This is a genomic window from Candidatus Polarisedimenticolaceae bacterium, assembly GCA_036376135.1.
Taxonomy (GTDB): Bacteria; Acidobacteriota; Polarisedimenticolia; order Polarisedimenticolales; family DASRJG01; genus DASVAW01.
On record DASVAW010000167.1, the window covers coordinates 1 to 25,465 of the forward strand.

The following is a 25,465-nucleotide window of genomic DNA, read 5'->3' on the forward strand; positions in this document are numbered from 1 at the left end:
GCGAGGGCGGGGTCGAGCTCGATGGCTCGTGCGGCGGAGGCGCGCATCGCTTCCACGAAGGTGCCCATCGGAAGCGAGTCGACCTGGGTCTTGAGGTCGAGCAGCTCGACGCGGGCCGCGTGGGCGTGGGCGAATTCGGGATCCAGCCGGATCGCCCGGTCGAACAGCGCGAGCGCCCGCTCGATCGACGCCGGGGTCATCTGCCAGTAGAAGTACCTCCCTTCCAGATACGACCGGTACGCCTCCGGATCGACGGGCCGGCGCTCGGCGATCTGCTCCTCCTCCTGCGGAGAGAGCGTCGCGCGGACCTCGGACGCCACCGACCGCGCGACCTCGCTCTGCACTACGAGAATGTCGCGAGTGCTTCGATCGAACCGCTCCGACCACAACGTTCGCTCGTCCTTCGTGCCGACGAGTTGCAGCGTTACCGCCACGCGGTCCCCTGCGGGGGTGACCGAGCCCAGGAGCAGGGCGTCGACCTTCAACTGCCGTGCGATGGCGGGGAGCGGCTCCTTCGACCCCTTGAACCGCATCACGGAGTGGCGCGCGATCACCCGCAGCGAGCCGACTCGGCCGAGGTCGGTGATCAGCGCCTCCGTCATGCCGTCGGCGAAGTACTCGTTCGCAGGATCGCCCGAGAGGTTCTCGAGCGGGAGGACCGCGATCGACTCGATCGGGGCGGGAGCCAGGAGCCACCCGAGCGCGAGAGCGGCGGCGGCGACGGCGGCCGGCGTCGCGATCCAGATCCAGGCCCGCCCGCGCCCTGTGGGGCGCGGCTGGGGCAACGGCGGCGCGACGATCGGCTCCAGGCCGCGCCGGAGTTCCCGCAGGTCGTCCCGGAGCTCGGCGGCGGAGGCATAGCGGTGCGCGGGGGACTTCTGAAGGGCCTTCGCGATGACCGCAGCCAACCCCGGCGGTGCGGCGGGGTTGAGCTCGGCGACGGGCGTGGGCTCTTGATGCAGCAGTCGGTCGTACACGACCGCCGGGGTCTCGCCGTCGAAGGCGGGCCGGCCGGTCGTCATCTCGTAGACGACCGCACCCAGCGAGAAGAGATCGCTGCGCGTGTCGAGCGCCTCGCCGCGGGCCTGCTCGGGGGACATGTACCCGAGGGTGCCTACGGTCGCGCCGTCGACGGTGAGCGGCGACGCCCGGGTGTCGTGAGCCGTCGGTGCGTTGGGCCCGAGCGCGATGGACTTCGCGAGGCCGAAGTCGAGGATCTTCGCCTGGCCGGCGTCGGTGACCAGGATGTTCGCCGGCTTGATGTCGCGGTGAAGGAGCCCCTTGCCGTGGGCGGCCTCGAGCGCGTCGGCGACCTGCTGTCCGAGGTCGAGGACCTCGTCGATCGCGAGCGGCCAGTCGGCGATGCGGTCGTGCAGGGTGGCCCCGTGGAGAAGCTCCATCGCGATCAACTGGCGGTCGTCGACGACGTCGACTTCGTACACCGTCACGATGCCTGGGTGATTCAGGGCGGAGGCGGCGCGGGCCTCCTGCAGGAAACGTCGCTGGCGCGCGGGATCGGCGGCCTTCTCGGGGTCGAGGAGCTTGAGGGCGACGAGGCGGTCGAGCTTGAGGTCCCTCGCCTTGTAGACGACACCCATGCCGCCCGCGGCGATGCGCTCGAGGATACGGTAGTGGGAAACCGTGCTCCCCGGCTCGGGGGAGCCCGTGGGCAGCGGGAACACAGGCGACGTATCCCACGCCGGTCGCACGGAGGAATCCTCCTTCCCGAACGACCTCGGATCGCGGGGCCCGCGAACGCCTCGATTCTAGCGCCGTCCGGACGGCGACACAGGGGTCCGAACCCCTCCTGCACGGTACCGGGTTCGGACCCCCGCGTCGCCGAAAAATCCGACGGGCTTCCCGGACTACGAGACGCGCCGCGCCGCGCGCGCCCGCTCGATCTCGTCGCGCATCCGGGTGGCTGCATCGATCACCGCGTCGGCCTTCGCCTTCGCGGAGACGAAGTCCCCGGCGTCGAAGGCGGTGCGCGCCTCCTTGAGCTGCGCGTCGAGGCTGGCGGCGTCGGTCCTGAGGCCGGCCAGATCGGCCTCGGTTCCCTTCCCGCGCGGCGCTTCGGCGACGGCCTTCTGGGCGGAGGCGATTTCCGCGGCGGCCCTGTCGAGCAGGGCGGCGACCTCGGTCTTCATCGACTCCTTCTTCGCGACCGCCTCTTGGGAGGCGGCCTGTCCGGCCCGGTCGAGCTCCGCCGCGAGGGCCGTCACCCGGTCGTAGGAGCGGAAGAGGGCGACCTTCTGTTCCTGCGCCTTGAGCTCGGCTTCGAGGGCCGCCTCCGTTCCGGTGGCGGTGTTCCAGGCGTCGGGGGCGTAGTCGGGGGCCTGGGCCTGACGGGCGGCCTCGAGGGAGGCCTTCGCGGCATCGATCTCCTTGACCGGGGCCTGCGAGCAGCCGGTCAGCGCGAGCAGGGCCAGGCACGGAGTGGCGAACACGAGTCGGTTCATGGGGCACCTCCGCGTCAGACCCCCGGCAAGAGGGTTGCCACGACGAATTCCGGCGCCGTCCCGTCAGTTCGCGAAGGAATTAAAGGAATGCGAGCCGCACACGGGTGTGGAATCGACACGGACCGGGGGAGCCCTTTCCCTCGCATGGGGAAACCGCGCCCCATCCCACCGAGGCCCGGGCCGTTGCGCCGAATCCGGCGATTCCGCTAGAATCCCGCGGTTCAAACCCCGGAAGATCATGAGGTTACGTCGATGAAGGCCCAGATCCACCCCGAATACCACGACGTCACGGTCGTCTGCGCGTGCGGCAACACGTTCCCCACCCGCTCGACCAAGAAGGAAATGCGCGTCGAGATCTGCTCCGCCTGCCACCCCTTCTTCACCGGGAAGCAGAAGCTGGTCGACTCCGCCGGGCGCGTCGAGCGTTTCCAGAAGCGGTACACCAAGGGCGAGGCCAAGGCCTCGAACTGATGGAACCCAAGCTCGAAGAGCGACTGCGCGGCCTCGTCGCCAAGCACGAGGAGCTTTCGCGGTCGCTCGCGGATCCCGAGGTCGTCTCGGACCGCACGCGCTTCCGCGAGGCCAGCAAGGCGTACGCGGACCTCGGGCCGGTGGTCGGGAAATACCGCGAGTACGACAAGCTCCGCGGCGACTTCCAGGGAGCGCGGGACCTCCTCGCCTCCGCCGACGACGCGGAGATGCGCGCGATGGCCACCGAGGAGGTCCGCGAGCTCGAGACGCGCCTGACGGCCCTCGAGGAGGAGCTGAAGGTTCTGCTCCTCCCGTCCGACCCCAACGACGCCAAGAACGTCGTGCTCGAGATCCGCGCGGGCACCGGCGGCGACGAGGCGACGCTGTTCGCCGCGGAGCTGTTCCGGATGTACGCGAGATACGCCGAGTCGAACGGCTGGAAGGTCGAGACGAGCGACCTCTCCGAGAGCGCGGTCGGCGGGATCAAGGAAGTCATCGCGATCATCGAGGGGACGCGGGTCTTCAGCCGGCTCAAGTACGAAAGCGGGGTGCACCGCGTGCAGCGGGTTCCGCAGACGGAGACGCAGGGGCGCATCCACACCTCCGCCGTCACGGTCGCGGTCCTGCCCGAGGCGGACGACGTCGAAGTGCACATCGACGAGAAGGAGCTGCGCATCGACACCTTCTGCTCGTCGGGACCCGGCGGGCAGAGCGTGAACACGACGTATTCGGCGGTGCGCATCACGCACCTGCCGACGAACACGGTCGTGCAGTGCCAGGACGAGAAGTCGTGGCACAAAAACAAGGCCCGGGCGCTGCAGGTGCTGCGTGCGCGCCTGTACGAGCGGATGCTGCGCGAGCAGCAGGAGAAGATCGCCGCCGAAAGGCGCGTCATGATCGGCTCGGGAGACCGCTCCGAGAAGATCCGCACCTACAACTTCCCCCAGGACCGCATCACCGATCACCGCATCGGGCTCACCGTGCACGACCTCCCCAGCCGCATGGGCGGGGAGATCGGCGACGTGATCGACGCCCTCGTCGCGCACGAGCAGGCGGTGCGGCTGAAGGAGGAGGTCCGCGCCTGACGACGGTGGGGGAAGCGCTCGCCGAGGCGAAACGCCGGCTCGAGCGCGCCCGCGTGCCCTTCCCGAACCGTGAGGCGGAGTTCCTCGTGGCGGCCGTCCTCGGCTGCACGCGCGGCGCGCTCCTCGCGCGCCGGCCCGATCCGATCGACGATCCGACGCGGCGGCGCCTCGACGCGGCGATCGCGCGGCGCGAGCGACGGGAGCCGCTCCAGTACATCGAGGGGGTGGCGGAGTTCCGCGGCCGGCCGTTCGCCGTGGACCGACGCGTGCTGGTGCCGCGCCCCGAGACCGAGCTCGTCGTCGACGCGGCGCTCGAGGGGTTGCCGGCGGGGGCGGCGGTCGCCGACCTCGGCACGGGGAGCGGCTGCATCGCGGTGTCGATCGCCGTCGAGCGGCCGGATGCGACCGTTCTCGCGGTGGACCTCTCCGCGGACGCCCTCGAGGTGGCGCGCGCGAACGCGCGCCGGCACGACGTCGACGATCGGATCGCGTTCGTGCACGGCGATCTCGCCGATCCGCCCGCGGAATGGCGCTCGCGCTGCGACCTCGTCGTCTCGAACCCGCCGTACGTGGCGGAGGGGGAGTGGGCGGGCCTCGAACCCGAGGTCCGGGACCACGAGCCGAAACTGGCGCTTGCGCCGGGGCCGACGGGAGACGAAGCGTATCCCCGGCTCGCGGTCGCGGCGGCGGCGCTTCTGCGGCGCGGGGGAAGGCTCGTCGCGGAGCTCGGCCACACCAACGCCGCCGGGGCGGAACGCGCCGCGCTCGAGGCGGGCCTGACCGCGGTCACGATCCGGCCGGATCCCCGGGGCATCGCGCGTATCCTGATCGCATGGCTTCCCTGATCGAGGTCGCCGAGGCGAGGCGTCTCCTGCTCGACGCGGTGGCGTCGACCCCCGCGGCCGACGTCCCGCTCGACGCCGCGCTCGGGCGCGCGCTCGCCGCCGACGTCGCGGCCGACCGGGACGTCCCCGCCACGGATCGCTCGGCCATGGACGGCTTCGCCGTCCGCTGCGCCGACCTCCTCGAGGCGGGGCGCCGGCTTCGCGTGGCGGGAGAGCTCCGGGCGGGATCGAGCGCCGCCGGTGTCCGCGTGGCTCCGGGGGAGGCGTGGCGCATCTTCACCGGCGGCGTCGTTCCCGAGGGGGCGGATGCGGTCGTCATGGTCGAGCTGACCGAGGAGGATCGCGGGACCGGGACCCTCCTCGTGCGCGAGGCGCCGTCCGCCGGGCAGAACATTCGCCGCCGCGGCGAGGACGTGCGTGCGGGAGAGCGAATCCTCCGGGCAGGATGCGTGGTCGGGCCGGCGGAGGTCGCCGCCCTGGCCTCGGTCGGGGCGGCGCGCGTGCGCGTCCACCGCGCGCCGACCGTCGCGATCCTGTCCACGGGCGACGAGCTCGTCGAGGCGGGGGAGACCCCCGAGCCGCACCAGATCCGCAACTCGAATGCCCCGATGCTCGCCGCGCGGCTGCGGGCGATGGCGATCGAGCCGGTCCCGCTCGGGAACGCGGGAGATTCCCCCGACGCGCTGGACGCGAAGCTCGCGCGGGGACTCGATCACGACCTGCTCCTGGTGACCGGAGGCGTCTCCGTGGGCGACTACGACCTCGTCGCGCGCCGCCTCGAGGCGGCGGGGGCGACGACCCTCTTCCACGGCGTCGCGATGAAGCCGGGAAAACCGATCCTCGCGGCGCGTTCCTCCGGCGGCATCGTCGTGGGGCTTCCGGGCAACCCGCTTTCCGCCTTCACCGGATTCGAGGTCCTCGTGGCGCCGGCTCTCCGGAGGATGGCGGGTGCGACGGCGACCGACGGGCTCGAGGTGCGCGCGATCCTCCGGGAGCGGCTGCGCCGCAGGCCCGGTCGGCTCACGTACGCCCTGGCGCGCCTGGTGTTCGAGGGGGGGCGCGCGTACGCCGATCCCGTGAAGTCCATGAGCAGCGGCGACGTGGTGTCGCTTTCGCGGGCGAACGCCTTCCTGATCGTTCCCGGAGCGAAGGACGCACTCGAGGCGGGCGTCGAGGTCGACGCCCTCCTCTGGGGGGAATTCCGACGATGAGTCCCTTCGATCGCCTCGTCGATGCCGCACGCGCCGTGCCGCGCGTGATCGCCCTTCCCGAAGCGGAGGATCCCCGGACGCTTCGCGCGGCCGCCCGGCTCGCGGCGGAGCGGATCGTCGTCCCGATGCTCGTCGGCGACGCCGACCGCATCTCCACGAGGGCGCGCGCCGAGGGGGTCGATCTCGCCGGCGTCGTCGTCGTGGATCCTGCGACGTCCGAGCATCGCGCCGCGGCTCGCGCCGCCGTGCTGGAGGCGGTTGCGCGGACGCGCCACACCCCGGAAGCCGCCCTCTCCTGGATCGAGGACCCCGTAGGGTTCGCCGACGCGCTGGTGCGCGCGGGGGTCGCCGCGGGTTGCGTCTCCGGGGCGGTGCACACGACGGCGGACACGCTGCGGATGGCGCTGCGCATCCTGCGCCCCGCGCCGGGGGTGTCGGTCGTCTCGTCGTTCTTCCTCATGGGGTTGCGCGAGGCCACGCCGGCGGGGGAGGACGTCGTCGCGTTCGCCGATTGCGCCCTGGTTCCGTACCCCGACGCCGGACAGCTCGCCGACATCGCCGCGGCCACCGCCGCGAGCTACCGTGGGCTGACCGGACGGGAGCCCCGCGTCGCCCTCCTGTCGTTCTCGACCAAGGGCAGCGCCGAGCACGAGGCCGTGGAGAAGGTCCGGCAGGCCGGTCGCATCCTCGCCGAGCGGGCGCCGGGGCTCGCCTTCGAGGCCGAGCTGCAGTTCGACGCCGCCGTGATCCCCGCGATCGGGGCGTCGAAGGCACCCGGAAGCGTCGTGGCGGGACGGGCGAACGTCCTGATCTTCCCGAACCTCGACGCGGGGAACATCGGCTACAAGATCGCCCAGCGGTTCGGGGGGGCCGTCGCCGCCGGCCCGTTCCTCCAGGGGCTCTCCCGGCCGGCGAACGACCTCTCCCGGGGGTGCACCGCCGACGACATCGTGCTCGTCGCGGCGATCACCTCCCTCCAGGCGGCGGGACGCTGATAGAATCGCCGGCCATGACGGATGATCGATCGCCCGAGGGTATCCGGCTTCCGCCGCCGCCGAAGCGGACGCCTCCTCCCGACACCACGGGGGAGGAGGCCAAGTACCTGCTGCAGCTGAAGGACTCGAAGGCCCGCGTGACCGTCGTGCTCGACGACGGCGAGTCGTTCTCCGGCTGGGTCGAGTATTACGACCGCGACATGCTGAAGATCAACCGCGACCCGGAGGCCGGGCCGAACGTCTTCATTCGTAAGGTCCACGTCCGGTACCTGTACGAGGACCCCGCGCGGTAGAAGCGACCCCCGCCGCTAACGCACGCGGGTTCCCGGCTCCACGTCCTCGTCGAACGTCGCGACGATCGGCCGCCCGCCGAGATCGGCCGCGAGCAGCATCCCCTGGCTCTCGATCCCGCGCAGCTTCGCGGGCTTCAGGTTCGCGACGACGATGATCTTCCGGCCGACGAGCTGCTCGGGAGCGTAGGCCTTCGCGATCCCGGCGACGATCTGGCGCGTCTCGGTGCCGAGATCCACGCGCAGCTTCAGGAGCTTGTCGGCCCCCTCGACCTTCTCGGCTTCGAGGACCTTCCCGACCCGAAGCTCCACCTTCAGGAAGTCGTCGATGGAGATCCGGGAGTCTTCCGCGGGCGCCGGGGTGGGGGCGGGAGTCGGCGTGGGCTCGGTCACGGTCTTGGTCTCCTGCTGGAAATAGGCGGCCTTGTCGACGCGGGCGAACAACGCGTCGCCGCGCCGGATCTTCCCTTCGGCGGGGAGGAGTCCCCACCGGAAGTCCGAGAGGTCGTCGGGGATCGTCGCCCCGAGACGGGAGGCGATCTCGGAGCAGGCCGCGGGCATCACGCACGACGCCATCGAGGCGACCTGGAAGAGGGCCTCCGCGGCCCCGCGCATCACCGCGGCGTGACGGTCGCGCTGGGAGGGATCCTTGGCGAGGGCCCACGGGGCGTGCCGGACGAGGAAACGGTCGAGCTCGCCGGCGAGCTTCCAGACCGACGCGAGCGCCGCGCTGAAGTCGTACCCGTCGAACCCGCGACGCCATCCCGCGTGCGCCTCGGCCGCCGCCGCCTCGAGCTCGTTCGCCTCCGGTCGGGCGGAGGGGGCGGGGAGCGTCGAGGCGAACCCCGTCTCGAGCAGCGCCAGGATCCGGCTCGTCAGGTTTCCCAGGCCGTTGGCGAGGTCGCCGTTGTAGCGGTCGAGCAGCTGCTCGTCGGAGTACGAGCCGTCGAGGCCGAAGGTCATCTCGCGGAGGAGGAAGTGGCGCAGGCCGTCGGCTCCGAAGGCCTCGAGGAGGGGGCCGGGGCGGACGACGTTTCCCAGCGACTTCGACATCTTCGCGTCGTCCTTCAGCCACCACCCGTGCGCGAAGACGCATTCCGGCAGGGGGAGGCCCGCGGACATCAGGAACGCGGGCCAGTAGACCGCGTGGAAGCGGAGGATGTCCTTTCCGATGAGGTGGACCTGCGCCGGCCAGTAGCTCCGGTAGAGCGCGTCGTCGGACGAGCCGAGCCCGAGCGCGCTGACGTAATTCGAGAGGGCGTCGAGCCAGACGTACACGACGTGCTCGGGATCGCCGGGCCAGGGAATCCCCCACTTGAGCGACGTGCGGCTGATGCTGAGGTCCTTGAGGCCTCCCTCGACGAACGCGAGGATCTCGTTGCGCCGCGAGGCCGGACGCACGAATTCGGGGCGGGAGGCGTACAGGTCCAGCAGCGGCTGCTGGTACTTCGACAGGCGGAAGAAGTAGGAGCGCTCGCTGAGCAGCTCGACGGGGTGCCCCTGGTCGGGGCACTTCCCGTCCACGATCTGGCTTTCGGGGTAGAAGGCCTCGCAGCCGCTGCAGTACCAGCCCTCGTAGCTGCCGAGGTAGACGTCGCCGGCGGCCTGCATCCGCGACAGGATCGCGTGCACGGTGAGGCGGTGCCGGTCCTGGGTGGTGCGGATGAAGTCGTCGTGGGAGATCGCGAGAACTCTCCAGAGCTCGTGGTAGCGACCGACGACGCGGTCGGCCAGCTCGATCGGCCGGATCCCGAGCTTGGCGGCGGCGCGCTCGATCTTCTGGCCGTGTTCGTCGGTCCCGGTGAGGAAGCGCACGTCCCAACCCGTCGCGCGCCGGTAGCGCGCGATCGCGTCCGCCACGACCGTCGTGTACGTGTGGCCGAGGTGCGGCTCGTCGTTCACGTAATAGATCGGAGTCGTGAGGTAGAAGGGTCTCCTGCCGCTCATCGTGCGTCCTTCCCCGTTCCCCGGAACGCGGCGAGCGCCGCCTGCTGCACGTCGAGTAGGCTCGCTCCCGAGCGGCGTGCCGCCTCGGCGCAGTCCTCGTATTCGGGCCACGCGTGCCAGGCGACGCCGTCCCGTCCCGCCGCCTTGACCCGGATCGGTCCGTAGGCCGTCTGCACGGCGGTGACGCTCCGCTCGAGCTCGACGCGACCCTCGCGGCGGAAACGCACGCCGATCGTCGTCGTTTCGCGCAGCACGGACTCGGTGACCGCCTCGAATCGCTCCGGTCGGGCGAGCAGCGTCAGCAGATGTCCCGCGCGCCCCTTCTTCATGACGACCGGCGTCGTGAAGGCCTCGAGGGCGCCCGCCGCGAGCGCGCGCTCGAGCGCGTAGGCGAGCGCCTGAGGAGTCGCGTCGTCGATCGTGCACTCCACGACGAGCACGTCCCCCTCGCCGGGAAGCGATCGCGAGCCCGCCTCCGCCTCGCCTACGATCAGGCGCACGCAGTTCGGCCGCTCGGGGAAGTCCCGCGTCCCGGCTCCGTATCCGACCGCCGTCGGGACCATCGCGGGGAGCGCGCCCCACCCGGTCGCGAGCGTGGTGAGCAGCGCGGCCCCGGTGGGGGTCAGGCGCTCGCCTTTCGCGTCGACGCCGGACAGCGGCACGCCGCGCAGCAGGTACGCCGTCGCGGGGCCGGGGACGGGGTACGTGCCGTGGGCGCATTCGACGGTGCCCCAGCCGGTCGTGACGGGGGAGACGATCACGCGGTCGGGGGCGAGGTGGACGATGCCGGCGCAGGTCCCGACGATGTCGACGACGGCGTCGGTCGCCCCGGCTTCGTGCAGGTGGACCGCATCGACGTCGAGGCCGTGCGCCCGTGCCTCGGCCTCGAACAGGCGGTCGAAGACCTTCGTCGCGCGGTCGCGGACCGGGGCCGCGAGGGATCCTCCGTCGAGGATCTCGAGGATCTCCCGGCGGGACCGTCCGTGATGCTCGTCGTGGAAGGGTCCGGGGCCGTCGGCGGGCCGGACGACGTGGGCGTCGGGGGGGCCGCCCGAGACGGAGACGTCCACCTTGGTCGCCGCCACCCCGCCGCGGATCACCCGTCGCGCCTCGAGGGTCCAGCCCGAAAGCGGGAGCGCGGCGACGGCGCCGCGGAGCACCTCGACCGGAACGCCGGCGTGCACGAGCGCTCCGAGCAACATGTCCCCGGAGGCGCCCGCGACGGCGTCGATCCACACCACGCGCTCGCGCGATCCGTGCGACATCAGGCGGCCTCGAACAACAGGGCGGGCAGGACCCGGCCCGAAGGACCCTCGACGTGTTCGTCGACGTCGGGGGTGAGCGCGGTGTTCTCGGGATTGACCTCGACGACCCAAGCGCCGCGGGAGCGCGCCAGGCGCGGGAGCTCGGCCGCCGGATAGACCAGCGACGACGTGCCCACCACGAGCACCAGCGACGCGCAGGCCGCGAGCGCGCGCGCGCGCTCGAAGGCGTCGACCGGGAGGCTCTCGCCGAACCAGACGACTCCGGGGCGCAGCGTCGCGCCGCACTCGCAGCGGGGGGGGAGCGTCGGGAACGGGGCGGTGGAATCGACGCGCTCGCGCCCCTCGCGCGTGCATCGCAGGGTCCACAGGCTCCCGTGCAGCTCGACCACCTCGCGGCTCCCCGCCCGCTGGTGCAGGCCGTCGACGTTCTGCGTCACCAGCGCCACGTTCGCGCGCTCGAGCTGCAGGCGGGCGATCGCCCGATGCCCGGGGTTCGGCTCGGCCTTGGCGGCCTCGGCCCGCCGCCAGTCGTAGAAGCGCCACACCTCCAGGGGATTCGCCCGGAACGCCTGCGGGGTCGCGAGCTCCCGGGCGGGGCGACCCTCCCACAGACCGCCCGGGCCGCGGAACGTCGCGAGACCGCTCTCGGCGGACACCCCGGCCCCGGTGAGGACGAGCACCGGACCGCCCGACTCCAACCGGCTCCGAAGCGTCTGCGAGAAGGAAAAGCGCGGCATGGCGCGGCATCGTACCATCCGCGCGGAAACGCGCCGCCATCGGAAGCTTGCTACACTTCGGGCGCGAAAGGAGCCGATTTCCCATGAGTGTCCACAACGCCACCGATCAGAATTTCGCCGCCGAGGTCCTCCAGGCCGCGGGGCCGGTCCTCGTCGATTTCTCCGCCACGTGGTGCGCGCCCTGCAAGAAGCTCGAGCCGGTCGTGCACGCGTTCGCCTCGGAGTTCGCCGGGCGCGTCAAGGTGGTGAAGGTCGACGTCGACCAGTCGCCGGCGACCGCGGCGAAGTTCGCGGTGATGTCGGTTCCGACGCTCATCTTCTTCCGCGACGGGCAGGTGCGCGACCAGCACATGGGCGTCCTCTCCCGGCAGCAGCTCGCGGACAAGCTGGCGCGGGTGTTGTGACGTGCACGCTCTCCTCGAGCGCATCAACGAGTGGGGGTACGCCCTCAGCGAGACGCTGCAGTCGCAGCTCGACGCCGGATCCGCGGCCGCGTTCTTCGTGGTGTTCCTCGCCGGGGTGCTGACGAGCTTCACGCCTTGCGTCTACCCGATGATCCCGGTGACGGTGACGTTCATCGGAGGGGCCGCCGGCGGCAATCGGCGGCGCGCGGTGCTGCTCTCCTCGGTGTACGTGCTCGGGATGGCGCTGATCTACGCCGCACTCGGCGTGGTCGCGGCGCTGATCGGGAAGACGTTCGGCGACTGGACGCGCAACCCGTGGGTCTACGGTGCGGTCGGCCTGCTCATCGTGGGCTTCGGCGTGGCGATGCTCGACATCGTCACCCTCCGCGTGCCGGCGTTCTTCGGCGGCCTGCAGCGGCAGGGAGTCCGGAAAGGCGGGGTCCTCGGCGCGCTCCTGATGGGCGTCGCCGCGGGTTTCGTCGCCGCGCCGTGTACGGCACCGGTGCTCGGGCTGCTGCTGACGTGGGTCTCGACGACCCGCAACGTCGTCCGCGGGAGCCTGCTCCTCTTCGTGTTCGCGCTGGGGCTCGGGATGCTCCTGCTCCTGCTGGGCATCTTCTCGGGGATGCTCTCGAGTCTGCCTCGCGCGGGCGCATGGATGGACCGCATCAAGAAGGGTTTCGGCGTCGCGATGCTCCTGATCGGCGCGTGGTTCCTCTACCTGGCCGTCGGGATGGCGCTCGCCTCCGGCGGCGGCGCTTGATCGGATCCGGGGTCCTTCTCGGCGCCGCGCTGTTCGCCGGCGTCGAGGTTCAGGAGGTCTCCGGGGGTGCCGCCGCGCGTCTCGACGCGCCGGACCAGGGGGTGCTGCACGTGGCGGTCTTCGCGACGTGGTGCCCCCCGTGCGTCGCCGAGCTCGATCGCCTCGCGGAGTGGGAGGCCCGCTTCGGCGCGGACGGGTACCGGCTCGTGGTTCTCGCGATTCCCGAGCGGCAGAGCGCCGAGCGCCTCCGCCGTTTCCACGACGAAAACCACGTCCCCGGGCGGTTCCTGTGGGATCCGGCGGGCCGCGGGCTTCGGGCACTCGACGTCTCGGGCGTTCCCACCCACATTCTCCTCGGACCCGGCGGCCGCGAGCTCTGGAGGGGAGGAGCCCTCGAGGAGCTCGGCGAGGCCGGGCTCGAGGCGCTGCTCGCGGGGCAGCCGCCGGCGGAGGAGTCCCGTTGAGCGAACGCAGAAAGAGGGTCGGCCTCCTGTTCGGCGGGGCCTCCGTCGAGCACGAGGTGTCGGTGGTCAGCGCGCGCGGGGTCGCCGCCGCGCTCGACGCGGCGAAGTTCGAGTGCGTCTGCCTGGCCGTGACCGGGGACGGTCGCTGGCTCCTCCCCGAGGCCGGTGCGGCGGTTCTCGCCGCGAAGGCGCCGCGGGTGGAGGCCCCCGCCCCGGACCCGGGGGGGCGCATCGTCGTCGATCCCGGAGGGGGAGGCCTCGTCGCGCAGGGGAACGGGGAGGGTACGCGCTCCGTCCCGATCGACGTCGTCTTCTCGGTCATGCACGGATGGGGAGGGGAGGACGGCAGGGTCCAGGGCCTCCTGGAGCTCGCGGGGGTCCCGTACGTCGGCGCGGGGGTCCTCGGCTCCGCGGTCGGCATGGACAAGCGGGTCGCCAAGCAGGTCTTCGAGGCGCACGGCCTTCCGGTCGGACCCTGGCTCGCGATCGACCGCGACGCCTGGTCGTCCGATCCGCGCTCGGCGCGCGAGGCGGTCGGGGCCGCGACCGCGTGGCCGGTCTTCGTGAAGCCCGCGAACGGCGGCTCGTCGGTCGGGATCTCGAAGGTGAAGGCCGCGCAGGAGCTCGACGCCGCGCTCGAGGAAGCGTTCCGTCACGACCGCACGGCCGTCGTCGAGCAGGGGCTCGACGTGCGGGAGATCGAGGTCGCCGTCCTGGGGAACGGCTCGCCCGAAGCGTCGGTTCCCGGGGAGATCGTGCCGTCGAACGAGTTCTACGACTACGCGGCCAAGTACCTCGACAATGCGTCGACGCTGCGCATTCCGGCGCCCCTCGACGCCGCCACCGCGCAGCGGGTGCGGACGCTGGCGATCGAGGCGTTCCGCGCCCTCGATCTCGCCGGGCTCGCCCGCGTGGACTTCTTTCTGGAGAACGGCTCGGGCAAACTCTTCGTGAACGAGGTGAACACCCTTCCCGGGTTCACGCCGATCAGCATGTATCCTAAGTTGTGGGAGGCGACCGGGCTTGCCTATCCGCTCCTCCTCGAGCGACTGATCGAACTCGCGCTCGAGCGGGCGGACGACGAACGGCGGCGGGCCACGCGTCGCGGAGGCCATGGCGGATAGCGCAGTACTGGTCCTGAACAGCGTCTTCCAGGCGGTTCAGGTGACGACCGTCCATCGGGCGTTCCGGCTCTTCTACGCCGGGCGGGCGAGAGCGGTCGCGCCCGATTTCGCCACCTACGATTTCGTCGATTGGTGTGATCTGCCGCCGGGGGCCGGCGACGACGTGATCCACACGCCACGCCGGTCGATCCGGATCCCGCGCGTGATCCAGCTGCTCCACTACGATCGCGTTCCGCGGCGGGAGGTGCGGTTCACGCGGCGGAACATCTTCTACCGCGACCGGAACCGCTGCCAGTACTGCGGCCGGGTGTTCGCGCAGCAGGAGCTGAACCTCGACCACGTCGTGCCGCTGTCGCGGGGCGGCGCGTCGACGTGGGAGAACGTCGTCTGCGCCTGCATCGCCTGCAACAGCCGCAAGGGGAACCGCACGCCGCTCGAGGCGCGGATGACGCTGCGGCGCACGCCGCGGCGGCCCGCGGGGCACCCGATCCTGCGGGCGGGCTGGATCGGGCCGCACTACGACGAGTGGCGGACCTTCCTCGACGTCGCGTACTGGAACGTCGAGCTCAGCGACGACCTCCTCCCGGCGCATCCCCCGGAATCGGACTGACCGCCGTCCGGACGCGCTCGAGCCGAAGCCGCCGCATGGCGCGATAGAGCTTCTGGCGCGTCCATCCGATGCGCCGCGCCGCGGATGCGACCGCCCCTCCGCTCTCCGCGAGCGCACGATGGATCATCGCCGCCTCGAGCCCTTCCCCTGGCGTCGCGATCGCAGGGGCGGGAGCGGCGAGCTCGAGGTCCCCGGCGGTGATCGTCCCGTCGGGTGCGGCGACGAGGGCGCGCGCGAGGACCGCCTCGAGCTCGCGCACGTTCCCCGGCCAGTCGTGGGCGAGCAGGCGCCGCATCGCGCAGGCGGCCAGGGGGCGGGCGAGGAGGCCGTAACGCGCGGCGAGCCGCTCGACGAGCAGCGGGGCGAGGTGTCGAAGCTCCTCGAGTCGCAGGCGGAGGGGAGGGACTTCCACGACGCCGAACGCGATCCTGTGGAAGAGATCCTCGCGGAAGCGCCCTTCGGCGACGCGTCGGCGGAGATCGCGATGCGTGGCCGCCACCACGCGAACGTCGACGTGCACCTCCGTGGTCGCGCCGACGGGCCGGACGGACGACTCCTGAAGGACCCGGAGGAGCTTCGCCTGCGCGGGCAGGGGAAGGTCGCCGATCTCGTCGAGGAACAACGTGCCGCCTCGCGCCGCCCGGACGAGGCCGGGCCGGTCGCGGTCGGCCCCGGTGAACGCCCCCTTCACCGCGCCGAACAACTCGGATTCCACGAGGGAGTCGGGGAGGGCCGCGCCGTTCACCGCGATGAACGGGCCTCGTGCGCGGCGACTGGCGTCGTGCACCTCGCGGGCGAGCAGCTCCTTCCCGGTCCCGGACTCGCCGAGGATGAGAACCGGAAGCTCGGTGGCGCCGAGGCGGCGCGCGGCGTCCAGCGCCGTCGCGGAGGCCGACGAGCGGGCTTCGAATCGGATCGGAGCGGGGGCTCGGTGCGCCGGAGGGCGGGGAACGGCCTGCGGGGTCGGCCCCGTGCGCAGCACGAAGCCCGCGATCGCCGCGCACGCCTCGACCAGCGTGCGCTCCTCGCGCGACGGCGGGAGCGTCGCGCGGCTGTCGAGCACGACCGCGCCGTCCCCGAAGCGGCGTGGAAGCGGGACGCAAACCGCGGAGCGGATCTCGAGCGCCCTCACCGAGGGGGAGTCGGCGAGGCGCGCGTCGCGGGAGGCATCGTCGATGGAGAGGACGCCCGACGACGCGACCGCCCGCCAGAGCAGCGTCCTGCTGGGGGCCGGGTCGGCGCCCGCGGCCCAGGGGAACGCCGCCAGGACCTCTGGATCGCTCCGGGAACCCTCCGTCGGCCGCCGCACGAGAAAGGCGCGTTCCGCCCCGACCGCACCCGCGGCGATCGCGAGAAGCCAGCGCAGGGCCTCGATTGACGCTCCGTTGTCGTGCGGGCTATGCTCCCTCGTCACTCGCATGAACCCTCCTCGGACGTTCGCCATCCGACTGATCCCAGCCGCCGTGTGCTTGCTCGTCGCGGCGGCGGCGGACGTCATTCGCGCCGACGTCGTGACCCGACGCAACGGAACGCGAGTCGAAGGTCGGGTCGTCTCGGTCGACGCCGACGCCGTGGTGGTCGAGACCGACTCCGGCAGGACGCGCCTCCTCCGCTCGGACGTCGCCACGGTCTCGTTCGAGGCCGTGGCGCCCCCCCTCAAGGTCGAGATCCGCAACGTGCGCGCCGACGACGCCGCCGACCTGCTGGTCGAGGGGGAGGCGGTGATCGTGGACGCGCGCGAGGGCGGATCGTGGATCGACGTCACCTCGAAGCTCAAGGAGGGGAACAACCGCCTGGGGTTGCGTATCCGTAACGATCGCGGCACCTGGGCCTACCGCTTCCACGTCCGGATCAACGGCACCGTCGTTCCGGTGGCCTGCGGCACGCCGATGAAGCAGGACGACCCTTGCACGGCCTGGGGGCACTCCGGACTCGAGACGGGGACGTTCGAAGTGGGCCCGATCTGGCTGAACGTCGATCGCGCGCTCGGTCGCGCGGAGCTTCTGCCATAACGCGAGCCGCAGGACGGACGATCCGTCCCTGGCTGGAGCTGCCGCTCTGGGCGACGGCGCTCGCGTTGCTCTCCCCGCTCGTCCTGTACGCCGGCGCGGGGGTCATGCCGCTGCCGGCGCTGTACGCGATCGCGGGGGGGATCGCCCTGGCCCTCGGGCTGATCGGGACCCGGCTGCATGCCGCGCTGCTCTCCGACGCCCTCTCCGGCCGCGAAGGGGCGGGTCGGTTCCTGCTCGTCGCGGGGTTGTCGATCCTGGCGATCTTCCTGGTGCTCCTGGGGGCGGCGATCGCGCTGCTCTTGATCCTGAGGGGCGGATCGCCCAACTTACCGGTCTGACAGGAAGGTCGATGAGCTACTACCGCAATCCGCCGTTCCGTGGATCCGGCGTCCAATTGGGACTGCCTCCGATCACGCCGGTCAACCGGGCGCTGATGATCGCCTGCGGGGCGGTCTGGGCGGTCCAATTCGTCTCGGCCGTCTTCTTCAGGTCGGCGTGGCCCGACTTGTTGTTCGGGCTGAATCCGGCCGACGTCCTCTCGGGGTGGGTCTGGCAACCGCTGACGTACGTGTTCCTGCACTCCACGGCTTACCCCACGCATCTCCTGTTCAATCTGCTCGTCCTCTGGATGTTCGGGGGCGAGCTCGAGCGCTACATGGGAGGGCGCCGCTACCTGACCTACTTCCTGATCTGCGGGGGAGGGGCGGGGCTATTCGTGGTGGGGCAGGCCCTGTTGCGTGGAGGGGCGGCACTCGACTCGATCACGATCGGGGCCTCGGGGGTGGTTTACGGTCTGATCCTCGCCTACGGCGTCCTCTTCGCGGAGCGGATCGTCCTCGTCATGTTCGTCTTCCCGATGAAGGCGCGGACGATGATGTGGATCTTCTTCGCCATGGCGTTCCTTTCCAACCTGAGCCAGAGCCCGGACGGCATCTCGCACATCGCGCACCTGGGCGGCATGGTCGTCGGCTGGGTGTATCTCAAGAAGGCCTGGCGGCTCGGCGAGATCGCACGCGAGATCCGCTGGAAGCTCCGCCGGCGCAAGTTCAAGGTGATGCCGCCCGGCGACGATCGCTGGATCCACTGAGGGTCGATCCGGGACGGGACGCTACGGAACCGCCGGGAGCCGATCGATCATCTCGCGCACGAGCACGATCGCGTCCGACGAGAAGCCCCCGGCCTCGCGCTTGATGACCCGAAGCGCCGGGAAGTTCCCCGCTCCGTCATCGAACGTGTACCAGAGTCCGCCCGACCATTCGAACCAGACCGTGAGCCGGCCTTGGATCATCGTCGCGTCGACACGGCGCAACTCGCGGGCCCCGTCCGGAAGCGAGAACGCCACCCGGAAGTCGATGGGGACCGGTTCGTCCCGAACGCCCCAGACGCCCAGGAGCGGCGGCTCGCCCTCGACCCGCCCCGGAACCTCCGCGGCGAAGTAGGTGACGCCGCCGGGGGGTTCTTCCACGGCCGCCGTCGCGCGCGCCGCGCCGTCGCCGGACTGCACGCAATCGACGCGCGCCGGCTCGGGCCCGAGCACCAGGACCAGGTCGCCCGCGCGAAGCGAGGCCCGCGCGATCCGGTGCGAGGTTCCTTCCCGATGCGTCCAGAAGACGTGCAGCAACGCGCCGTCCGCCTTGATCCTCGGACGAATCCGATCGGGGTTGGGCGTGAGGAGCGGTTGCGCGGGCGTCCAGGCGTCGCCCTGCAGGGAGGAGATATAGAGGTCGAAGCCGACGCCCAGCATCCGCGTCCAGACCGCCACGGGGTTCCCCGTGAGCGGGTCGAGCGTCAGGCTGGGTTCGCCGTCGAGCCAGTAGTCGTCGGTGCCAGGGATCAGGGTGGAGGTGAGTTGTCCGGTGGGCGTCTGGCGCGTGTAGCGGATGGCGGTGCCGGGTCCCGGATACGCCGGCCAGAACTCCGACTGGACGCGATGCACCGTCCCGTCCGGGCCGATGACCCGATCGGCGGCCGCGAACACGTCGCCGCCGCCGAGGGCCGCGACGGCCAGCAGGAGGAGCGGGAGCAAAGCGCGCAGTGTTCTCATCGTTTCAGCGTGATGATACCGGTGACGTCCACCGCGGTGAGGAACTCCCGGAGGAGCGGAACCTCCGGGTGAAGGGACTGGAGCGCCTCGAAATGGCGGTCTCGAAGCTCGACGTCGCCGGTCCGGCTGCCGAGCTCTCCGAGGAGGTAATGGCAATTCTCCTCGAGATCGCGATAGTTTCCCTCGCGCGCCGCGTCGAGCGCGCGGGCTCCCCAGGCGCCGGCCTCGGGATAATCCCCGATCATGAGGTGCGCGTAGCAGAGGTCCTGAAGGCACTCGGCGGCGCAACGCCGGTCCCCGACGTCCCCCGCGATCTCGAGGGCCGTCGCGATGCGCGTGATCCCCTCCGCGTGCTCACCCTGGAGAAGGAGGCAATACCCCAGGTTCTCCTCGAGAATGGCGCGCTGGAACCGCACGTCTCCCGGTTGGGCGAGTCGGAGCGCGAGCGAGGTTTCGTATTGCCGGCGAGCCTCGTCGAGGCGGCCCTGCTGCAGCAGCACGTTGCCGAGGAGGGTATGCACCGGAGCGACGGCGTCGACGTCGTCGAGCTCGGCGGCCCGCTCCTCCGCCCGGCGGGCATAACTCAACGCCCGGTCGAGTCGGCCCTGACGCCGAAGGCTCGAGGCCAGGTTGTACGCGGCGGTGAAGGCGACTCGCGTGTCGCTGGCGCGCAGCAGCAGCGCCCGAAGCCCCTCTTCGGCGCCTCGCGCGTCGCCCATCTGAAGGCGGGTGGTGGCGATGTTGAGGTCGATCCGATCCGCCGCGTCGTCGTCGTCGGCTTCGATCGCGGCGTCGCGAGCCATGCGATAGGCGTCGAGCGCCTCTTCGAAGTCGCCGCGGCGCAGCGCGTCGTGGCCGCGTTCCTTCCACGACGTGCCGGCGGAGTGCGTCACGACTGCCTTGCCTCACCGGTCCGGCGCACGGCCTTGTACGTGACGTAGTCGAGAACGTCCTGCTGACCCTCGTCGTCGAGCGCCCGCACCAGTCGGAGGATCTCCGCCTCGCGCTCCGTCGGGGTCGTGGGCGGCGTCTCGTCGCGGAAGAACTCGCCGATCGCCATGCCAAACACACCGAGCACGCGGAAGAGGGTGTCCAAGGCGACCTTGTATTCGCCGTTCTCCATCCGGCAGAGGTCCGATTGCTGCACGCCGATGCGCTGAGCGAGCTCGGCCTGGGTCAAGCCGCGCTCTTTCCGGAGTTGCCGGATCTTCTGACCGACCAGAATCGTCTGACGGCGTCTTGGCACTCGAGGCGTCATTTCACCACCCCTTGCTAAAACCGAAAGCCCCGAAAACCCGCGTCCGCACTGGATTCCTGACGGACTTCGCCCTTGACGGTGCGGGCGGCGCCCCATAAACTCGCAGTACCGGGGGAAAGATCGCGCTTGCGGGAACGCTCCGACGAGGTCTCGCAGGCATGGGGGTGGGGATGCTCGCGGGTCGCGATTGCACCGTGACGATGAAACGTGGTCAGCACGTTTCCGATCCCCCCGCCAGACTGAAATTCTTCAAATCAAGCGTGTTGAACGTACGATGAACCTCCGGACTCGTCAAGGGGCTTTGCGAAGGCGTGCCACGACCCGGGCCGTTACCCTATGTTGGCCTCGGCGGGAACGCGTCTCCGACGCCGTTTGATCACGGGAGATCATGGATGGAATCGACCAGCGATCGCGGTTCGGTGCTGTCTCGCTACTTCGCGGACATCCGCGAGTACCCGCTTCTCACGAAGGAAGAGGAGATGCGGCTCGCGGAGGACGTCAAGAAAGGTAGCCGGGAAGCGCTGAACGGGTTGATCGAGTCGAACCTCAGCTTCGTGGCCAAGGTGGCCAGCGAGTACCGGAACCTGGGCCTGCCGTTCGAGGACCTCCTCAACGAGGGGAACATCGGCCTGATCGAAGCCGCCCATCGCTACGACGCGAGCAAGGGCACCAAGTTCATCACGTACGCGATCTGGTGGATCCGCAAGTCGATCCTGAAGGCGCTCAGCGAGCACTCGAACCTGGTCCGCGTGCCCAACTATCAGATGAAGAAGGTCCGCGAGATCCGCGACGCCGAGGCGTCCCTTCGCCGGTCCCTCGGTCGCGCCCCGGAGCGCGAGGAGATCTCGGAGCGGCTCTCCCGCAGCGTCACGAAGATCGACCAGGTGCTCCAGTTCAACCTCCGCGAGGTCAGCCTCGACGACAAGGTCGGCAAGGACAAGGACAAGCCGATCGCCGATTTCCTCGTCGATCCCGGGAGCGCGGATCCCGAGGCGGACCTGATCGATCGCGAGTCGAACTCCCTCGTCGGCGAAGCGATGGCGCATCTGACCGAGCAGGAACGCACGGTCATCGCGTACCGGTTCGGTCTCGCCGGCGGACCGCCGCTCACCCTCAAGGAGATCGGCGAGAAGATGGGGATCAGCCGCGAGCGCGTGCGCCAGATCGAATGCCAGGCCAAGGCGAGGCTGCGCAAGGTCTTCGCGCGCAAACGCGTGATGAAGGCCCCCTCCAAGGCTCCGTTCCCCGTCAGCCCGATGGAGCGGGGGGATCACTGAGCGCCAACGCGGGGTTGATCCCGCCGATCGCCGTCCCGTAGACTCCGCTCGGCGCGTCGCGCGACGCCGCCGACGAAGATGATCGACCACGACCCCAGGTCCGACGCGAACCGCTCCGGAGCGCCCCCGTGGGGAGCATTGTTCCGGTGCGTCGGTGTCGAAGCGGCGCTCCTCGAGATCTCCCGCTGGCTGGATCCCGACGCGGGCGTCGACCTTGCCGTCGACGTCGAGCCTGCGGAGGGGGTCCGCGATCCCTTCTGTTCGCGAATCTCGGGAAGTCCGGCGTGGGTGCTCAGCGCGCGACGCGGGGGTGTTCCGGACCGCGAGCTCGCCGACCGCGCCGCCGTGCCGCTCGAGGCCTGGCGAGCGTCACGCCTTTCCGTGGAACGGGTCACCGCGCGCGTGGAGGCCCGCGCGAGGGATCTCGAGGCGCTGCAAGCGCTGTCCCGGGCGATGTCCGAGTGCCGCTCCCCGGCGGACCTCCTGGCCGCCGTCGCCGCGGCCGTTCACGATCGCGTCGGGGTCGACGCTCTCGGATGGGTCGCGACGTTCGGGCAGGGGGACCCGCCGTTCCACCTCGCGCGGCCGCTCGGGAGCCAGGCCATGCGCACGCTGCGCGAGGTGGGCCGCCGCGGGATCGACGATCAAGGTCCCGGCCCGGGCGCGATCGAGGTGACGAGGCTCGAGTCCTACGACGCGAGCCGCGGTCCGCGCGAGGAACTCGATCCGCGCGACGTCCTGACCCTCCCGATCGTCCGGCGCGGCGGGACGGCGGCGAACCTCGTCGTCGTGACCCCGGAGCGCCCGGGGGAGCGGGCGCTGCGATTCCTGTACGGCGCCGCAAACCATCTCGCCCTCCATCTCGACCGCGTGCTGACGGTGGCCGAGGCCGAGCAGGGCCGATTCCGCTCGATCCTCGATTCGATGCGCCAGGCCGTCGTGCTCACCGACACGAACCTGCGCGTGATCCACGCCAACCTCGCCGGCGACCACCTGCTCGAGCGGCTCGCCGTCCCGCGCGGAGCGTGCCTGGAGCGCATCGCATCCCTCGTCCTCGAGCCCGCGCGGCACCGCGCCCTGGACGCCACGCCCGCTCCCGCGGCCGAGGCGCGCCTCGAATCCGGGGAGCGGCTGGCGGTGACGGTGTCCGCGGTTCGGGACGACGCGGGACGCGCCGAGGGACTCGTCGTCGTCCTCGACGACGTGACCGAGTCGCGTCGCATGCTCGATCAGCTCGCTCAGGCCGAGAAGCTGTCGAGCCTCGGACGGATGTTGTCGGGAGTGGCGCACGAGCTCAACAACCCGCTCACGTCCGTCCTGGGGTTCTCGCAGATGGCGCGATCGACGCCTCCCGGCGAGAAGCTCGACCGTCGTCTCCAGCTCGTTCACGACGAGGCGCGCCGCTGCCAGAAGATCGTGCAGAACCTCCTTCGATTCGCGCGTCGGCACGAGCCGGAGTGCAAGCCGTTCTCGCTCAACGAGGTCGTCGAATCCGCGGTGCAGCTGCTCGGGTACCAGCTCCGCGTCGACGGGGTCGCGCTGGGGCTCGAGCTGGACGCCCAGCTCCCGACGCTTCACGGCGACGCGCACGAGATCCAGCAGGTGATCGTCAACCTGGTCACCAACGCACACCAGGCGCTCAAGGAGCGCGGTCGCGGCGGCACCATCGTCCTGCGGTCCTCTTTCGCCGGTGCCGGGCGCGTCCGGCTCGAAGTGGAGGACGACGGCCCCGGCATCCCGGAGTCGATTCGCTCGCGGGTCTTCGACCCGTTCTTCACCACCAAGCCGGCGGGTCAGGGGACCGGCCTGGGTCTCTCCCTCGTCTACGGCACGGTGACCGCCCACGGCGGGACGATCGAGGCCGGCGAGCGGCCGGGAGGCGGGGCCAGTTTCCGGATCGATCTCCCGTGCGCGATGCGCGCGCGTTCGACGGAGCCGGAACCTGCGCTCGCGGACTCCTCGGCCGGCGCCCCGGCCCGGATCCTCGTGGTGGACGACGAGCGGGCCCTCGCCGAGATGATCCGGGAGGCGCTGGAACACGACGGGCACGCGGTGGTCACCGCCTGCGAGGCGGACGTCGTCCTCGATCGCCTCGAATCGGGGGCCTTCGATCTCGTCGTGTCCGATCTCAAGATGCCCGGGCTCGGGGCCGAGCGACTCTGGCAGGAGCTGCGCGCGCGCCGGCCGGGCCTCGAGCGCCACCTGCTCCTCACGACCGGCGACACGGTGAGCCGCGAGCCGGAGTCGTTCGCCGCCCGGGTCGGCGCGGATCTCGTGCACAAGCCGTTCGCTCCGGACGAGATCCGCCGGCGCGTCCGATCCTCCCTGGACCGACGTGTCGACTGATCCGGCGCGGCACCGGGTCGTCGGCACCGCCGGCCACATCGACCACGGAAAAAGCGCGCTCGTCGCGGCGCTCACCGGAACCCACCCCGACCGCCTGGCGGAGGAGCGGCGTCGAGGCATCACGATCGACCTCGGGTTCGCCGACTTCGAGACGTCTCCCGGTCGCGTCATCTCGTTCGTCGACGTACCGGGCCACGAGCGTTTCGTGCGGCACATGGTGGCGGGCGCCGGCGGGGTCGATGCGGTCGTGCTCGTCGTCGCGGCGGACGAGGGAGTCATGCCGCAGACGCGCGAGCACCTCGCGATCTGCCGGCACCTCGGGGTGGAGCACGGCATCGTCGCGTTGACGAAGGCCGATCTCGCTCCCGAGGACGTGCGACAGGTCGTCGCCCTGGAGGTCGAGGAGTTCGTGCACGGGACATTCCTCGAGGCGGCCCCCGTACTCTTCGTCTCGGCTCGGACCGGCGAGGGGCTCGACGCGCTCCGGGGGGCCCTCTCGACGCTGTTCGACATCGTCCCCGACAGGCGTGCCTCGGGGGTGCCTCGCCTTCCGGTGGATCGGGCCTTCACCATGCGAGGTTTCGGCACCGTCGTGACCGGCACCCTCGTTTCGGGAACGCTGCGGGAGGGTGACGAGGTGGAGCTGCTCCCCGGCGGGGCACGGGCACGCGTGAGGGGATTACAGGTCCATCGCCGCAAGACCGCGGAGGCATCCGCCGGCCGGAGGGTCGCCGTGAACCTCCAGGGGATCGACGTGGCCGCGGTGCCGCGCGGCACCACGCTTTCCGCGCCCGCGGCGTTGACGACCACCCGGAGGATCCGGGCGCGGGTCCGGCTGGAACCCGGCGCGTCGGATCGCCTCGGCCGTGGAGGGCTGGTCCGTTTCCATCAGGCGACCTTCGAGCGCCCGGCCCGCCTCCGGTTGCGCGAGGCCGACCCTGCGGATGGAACGCGCGACGCGGAGATCGTTTTCCGCGAGGACACCGTCCTGGTTCCGGGAGATCGGTTCGTTCTTCGGCGCCCCGCTCCCGTCGACACCCTGGGCGGGGGAATCGTCACCGACATCCGCCCGATCCGTTCGATCGCGGAGGGAGGCGTCGGTCATGCGGCCGCGCTGCTCCGACGCCTGGATGCCGCGGGGACCGGCGGAGTGCGATCGGCGGAGGTCGCCGCGGAGCTCGGGATGCGGTCCGAGGAACTCGAAGAGGTCGGAGCCGTCCTGGAGGCGGAGGGCCGGGTCGTCCGGTTCCCCGGAGCGCTCTTCGCCGGGGCGGCTTGGAGGCGTTGTGGGGCTGCGGTGATCGAGGCGGTCGAGGCGTTTCATCGTGCGGAGCCCCTCCGACGCGGCGCCTCCCGAGAGGAGCTGCGCCGCGCGGTCGCGCCGGAGATGTCCCCCGAGGCGTGGCGGCAACGGCTCGAGTCGCTGCGGGAGGCGGGGGAGCTCCGGCTGGACGGGGATCGGGTAGCGTCGGCGCGCCACACGGTGGTACTGTCGGGCGCGGACGGCGCGATCGCGGCGGCCCTCGAGGCCCGCCTTCGTGACGCGGGACTCGATCCTCCCGACACCGCGAGCCTGGTCGCGGAGCACGGCGGGGGGCGGGCGATGCGCCTTCTCGAGTGGCTGGTCTCGGAGGGGCGTTTGGCGCGCCTGAAGGACGGTCGCTTGTGCCATGCCGAGGTCCTCGCCGACCTGCGCGCCAGGCTCGCGGAGCGCGCCAAGGTCTCGAGGAAGATCGATGTGGCGGCGTTCAAGGAGTTGGCGGGGGTGACCCGTAAGAACGCCATTCCGTTGCTCGAGTTCCTCGATGCCGAGCGCTCCACGCGGCGCGTCGGCAACGATCGGGAGATTCTGATCTGA

26 protein-coding genes are annotated in these 25,465 nt (G+C 71.2%); 17 read left to right on the forward strand and 9 right to left on the reverse strand.

The window, feature by feature from the left end; all coding sequences use genetic code 11:
• Together VF139_18235 and VF139_18240 are read right to left on the reverse strand one after the other, a co-directional pair.
• The coding region (locus tag VF139_18235) for a protein kinase (GenBank protein HEX6853342.1) at window positions 1–1,682 on the reverse strand (1,682 nt) is incomplete at its 3' end.
• A 183-nt stretch (window positions 1,683–1,865) separates the two neighbouring features.
• Entirely contained in the window at window positions 1,866–2,459 is a 594-nt protein-coding gene (locus VF139_18240; GenBank protein ID HEX6853343.1) for a hypothetical protein, read from the reverse strand.
• A gap of 252 nt (window positions 2,460–2,711) precedes the next feature.
• Here VF139_18240 and rpmE point away from each other — a divergent pair, with 252 nt between their 5' ends.
• From rpmE to VF139_18270, 6 genes are read left to right on the forward strand one after another with little or no spacing between them, the layout of a single operon-like run.
• Window positions 2,712–2,930, forward strand: coding sequence for a 50S ribosomal protein L31 (gene rpmE, locus VF139_18245; GenBank protein ID HEX6853344.1), 219 nt, complete (start codon window positions 2,712–2,714; stop codon window positions 2,928–2,930).
• Window positions 2,930–4,015: a peptide chain release factor 1 gene (prfA, locus tag VF139_18250; GenBank protein HEX6853345.1), complete on the forward strand. Its 1,086-nt coding sequence runs from the start codon at window positions 2,930–2,932 to the stop codon at window positions 4,013–4,015. The genes rpmE and prfA overlap by 1 nt, the downstream gene beginning before the upstream one ends.
• A gap of 5 nt (window positions 4,016–4,020) precedes the next feature.
• Complete coding sequence (prmC, locus tag VF139_18255) at window positions 4,021–4,860, forward strand: peptide chain release factor N(5)-glutamine methyltransferase (GenBank protein HEX6853346.1); 840 nt, start codon at window positions 4,021–4,023, stop codon at window positions 4,858–4,860.
• The gene (glp, locus tag VF139_18260) at window positions 4,848–6,071 is read left to right on the forward strand and encodes a gephyrin-like molybdotransferase Glp (protein HEX6853347.1); all 1,224 of its coding nucleotides are present in this window, start codon (window positions 4,848–4,850) and stop codon (window positions 6,069–6,071) included. Before prmC ends, glp begins: the two co-directional genes overlap by 13 nt.
• Entirely contained in the window at window positions 6,068–7,066 is a 999-nt protein-coding gene (pta, locus tag VF139_18265; GenBank protein ID HEX6853348.1) for a phosphate acetyltransferase, read from the forward strand. The genes glp and pta overlap by 4 nt, the downstream gene beginning before the upstream one ends.
• A 14-nt stretch (window positions 7,067–7,080) precedes the next feature.
• The gene (locus VF139_18270) at window positions 7,081–7,359 is read left to right on the forward strand and encodes a hypothetical protein (protein ID HEX6853349.1); all 279 of its coding nucleotides are present in this window, start codon (window positions 7,081–7,083) and stop codon (window positions 7,357–7,359) included.
• 15 nt (window positions 7,360–7,374) lie between these two features.
• On the opposite strand, the gene metG is transcribed toward VF139_18270, so the two are convergent.
• The 3 genes from metG to VF139_18285 are packed head-to-tail and all read right to left on the reverse strand — an operon-like array spanning window position 7,375 to window position 11,305.
• Window positions 7,375–9,303 (reverse strand): methionine--tRNA ligase, encoded by a 1,929-nt coding sequence (gene metG / locus VF139_18275; protein ID HEX6853350.1) that lies wholly within the window; start codon window positions 9,301–9,303, stop codon window positions 7,375–7,377.
• Window positions 9,300–10,568 carry a nickel pincer cofactor biosynthesis protein LarC gene (larC, locus tag VF139_18280; GenBank protein HEX6853351.1) on the reverse strand — a complete coding sequence of 423 codons (1,269 nt, stop codon included), beginning with the start codon at window positions 10,566–10,568 and terminating at the stop codon, window positions 9,300–9,302. The genes metG and larC overlap by 4 nt, the downstream gene beginning before the upstream one ends.
• Window positions 10,568–11,305: an NAD-dependent deacylase gene (locus tag VF139_18285; protein HEX6853352.1), complete on the reverse strand. Its 738-nt coding sequence runs from the start codon at window positions 11,303–11,305 to the stop codon at window positions 10,568–10,570. Before VF139_18285 ends, larC begins: the two co-directional genes overlap by 1 nt.
• Window positions 11,306–11,388: 83 nt before the next feature.
• On the opposite strand from VF139_18285, the gene trxA reads away from it, so the two are divergent.
• Genes trxA through VF139_18310 form a run of 5 tightly spaced genes read left to right on the forward strand, consistent with a single transcriptional unit; the run spans window position 11,389 to window position 14,670 of the window.
• Window positions 11,389–11,709 carry a thioredoxin gene (gene trxA, locus VF139_18290; protein HEX6853353.1) on the forward strand — a complete coding sequence of 107 codons (321 nt, stop codon included), beginning with the start codon at window positions 11,389–11,391 and terminating at the stop codon, window positions 11,707–11,709.
• 1 nt (window position 11,710) lies between these two features.
• Entirely contained in the window at window positions 11,711–12,472 is a 762-nt protein-coding gene (locus VF139_18295; protein ID HEX6853354.1) for a cytochrome c biogenesis protein CcdA, read from the forward strand.
• Complete coding sequence (locus tag VF139_18300) at window positions 12,469–12,936, forward strand: TlpA disulfide reductase family protein (GenBank protein HEX6853355.1); 468 nt, start codon at window positions 12,469–12,471, stop codon at window positions 12,934–12,936. The genes VF139_18295 and VF139_18300 overlap by 4 nt, the downstream gene beginning before the upstream one ends.
• A complete protein-coding gene (locus tag VF139_18305) occupies window positions 12,933–14,060 on the forward strand; it encodes a D-alanine--D-alanine ligase family protein (GenBank protein HEX6853356.1) in 1,128 nt (375 codons plus the stop codon). Before VF139_18300 ends, VF139_18305 begins: the two co-directional genes overlap by 4 nt.
• A complete protein-coding gene (locus VF139_18310; GenBank protein HEX6853357.1) occupies window positions 14,050–14,670 on the forward strand; it encodes an HNH endonuclease in 621 nt (206 codons plus the stop codon). The genes VF139_18305 and VF139_18310 overlap by 11 nt, the downstream gene beginning before the upstream one ends.
• Here the strand turns inward: VF139_18310 and VF139_18315 are convergent.
• Entirely contained in the window at window positions 14,627–16,090 is a 1,464-nt protein-coding gene (locus tag VF139_18315) for a sigma 54-interacting transcriptional regulator (protein HEX6853358.1), read from the reverse strand. The two genes, VF139_18310 and VF139_18315, sit on opposite strands and share 44 nt — an antisense overlap.
• On the opposite strand from VF139_18315, the gene VF139_18320 reads away from it, so the two are divergent.
• The 3 genes from VF139_18320 to VF139_18330 all read left to right on the forward strand — a co-directional run bounded on the left by VF139_18320 (window position 16,089) and on the right by VF139_18330 (window position 17,769).
• Window positions 16,089–16,682, forward strand: coding sequence for a hypothetical protein (locus VF139_18320; GenBank protein HEX6853359.1), 594 nt, complete (start codon window positions 16,089–16,091; stop codon window positions 16,680–16,682). The genes VF139_18315 and VF139_18320 overlap by 2 nt on opposite strands.
• A 65-nt stretch (window positions 16,683–16,747) precedes the next feature.
• Window positions 16,748–17,020 (forward strand): hypothetical protein, encoded by a 273-nt coding sequence (locus VF139_18325; protein ID HEX6853360.1) that lies wholly within the window; start codon window positions 16,748–16,750, stop codon window positions 17,018–17,020.
• An 11-nt stretch (window positions 17,021–17,031) separates the two neighbouring features.
• Window positions 17,032–17,769 carry a rhomboid family intramembrane serine protease gene (locus VF139_18330; GenBank protein HEX6853361.1) on the forward strand — a complete coding sequence of 246 codons (738 nt, stop codon included), beginning with the start codon at window positions 17,032–17,034 and terminating at the stop codon, window positions 17,767–17,769.
• Window positions 17,770–17,790: 21 nt separating this feature from the next.
• Here VF139_18330 and VF139_18335 read toward each other — a convergent pair whose 3' ends face one another.
• From VF139_18335 to VF139_18345, 3 genes are read right to left on the reverse strand one after another with little or no spacing between them, the layout of a single operon-like run.
• Window positions 17,791–18,726 (reverse strand): hypothetical protein, encoded by a 936-nt coding sequence (locus VF139_18335; protein HEX6853362.1) that lies wholly within the window; start codon window positions 18,724–18,726, stop codon window positions 17,791–17,793.
• Window positions 18,723–19,619 (reverse strand): tetratricopeptide repeat protein, encoded by an 897-nt coding sequence (locus VF139_18340; protein ID HEX6853363.1) that lies wholly within the window; start codon window positions 19,617–19,619, stop codon window positions 18,723–18,725. The genes VF139_18335 and VF139_18340 overlap by 4 nt, the downstream gene beginning before the upstream one ends.
• Window positions 19,616–20,080, reverse strand: coding sequence for a helix-turn-helix transcriptional regulator (locus tag VF139_18345; protein HEX6853364.1), 465 nt, complete (start codon window positions 20,078–20,080; stop codon window positions 19,616–19,618). The genes VF139_18340 and VF139_18345 overlap by 4 nt, the downstream gene beginning before the upstream one ends.
• Before the next feature lie 296 nt (window positions 20,081–20,376).
• On the opposite strand from VF139_18345, the gene VF139_18350 reads away from it, so the two are divergent.
• From VF139_18350 to selB, 3 genes are all read left to right on the forward strand, one after another.
• Window positions 20,377–21,261 carry an RNA polymerase sigma factor RpoD/SigA gene (locus tag VF139_18350; protein HEX6853365.1) on the forward strand — a complete coding sequence of 295 codons (885 nt, stop codon included), beginning with the start codon at window positions 20,377–20,379 and terminating at the stop codon, window positions 21,259–21,261.
• A gap of 78 nt (window positions 21,262–21,339) precedes the next feature.
• Window positions 21,340–23,607, forward strand: a complete 2,268-nt coding sequence (locus tag VF139_18355; GenBank protein ID HEX6853366.1) for an ATP-binding protein — start codon at window positions 21,340–21,342, stop codon at window positions 23,605–23,607.
• The gene (selB, locus tag VF139_18360) at window positions 23,597–25,465 is read left to right on the forward strand and encodes a selenocysteine-specific translation elongation factor (GenBank protein HEX6853367.1); all 1,869 of its coding nucleotides are present in this window, start codon (window positions 23,597–23,599) and stop codon (window positions 25,463–25,465) included. Before VF139_18355 ends, selB begins: the two co-directional genes overlap by 11 nt.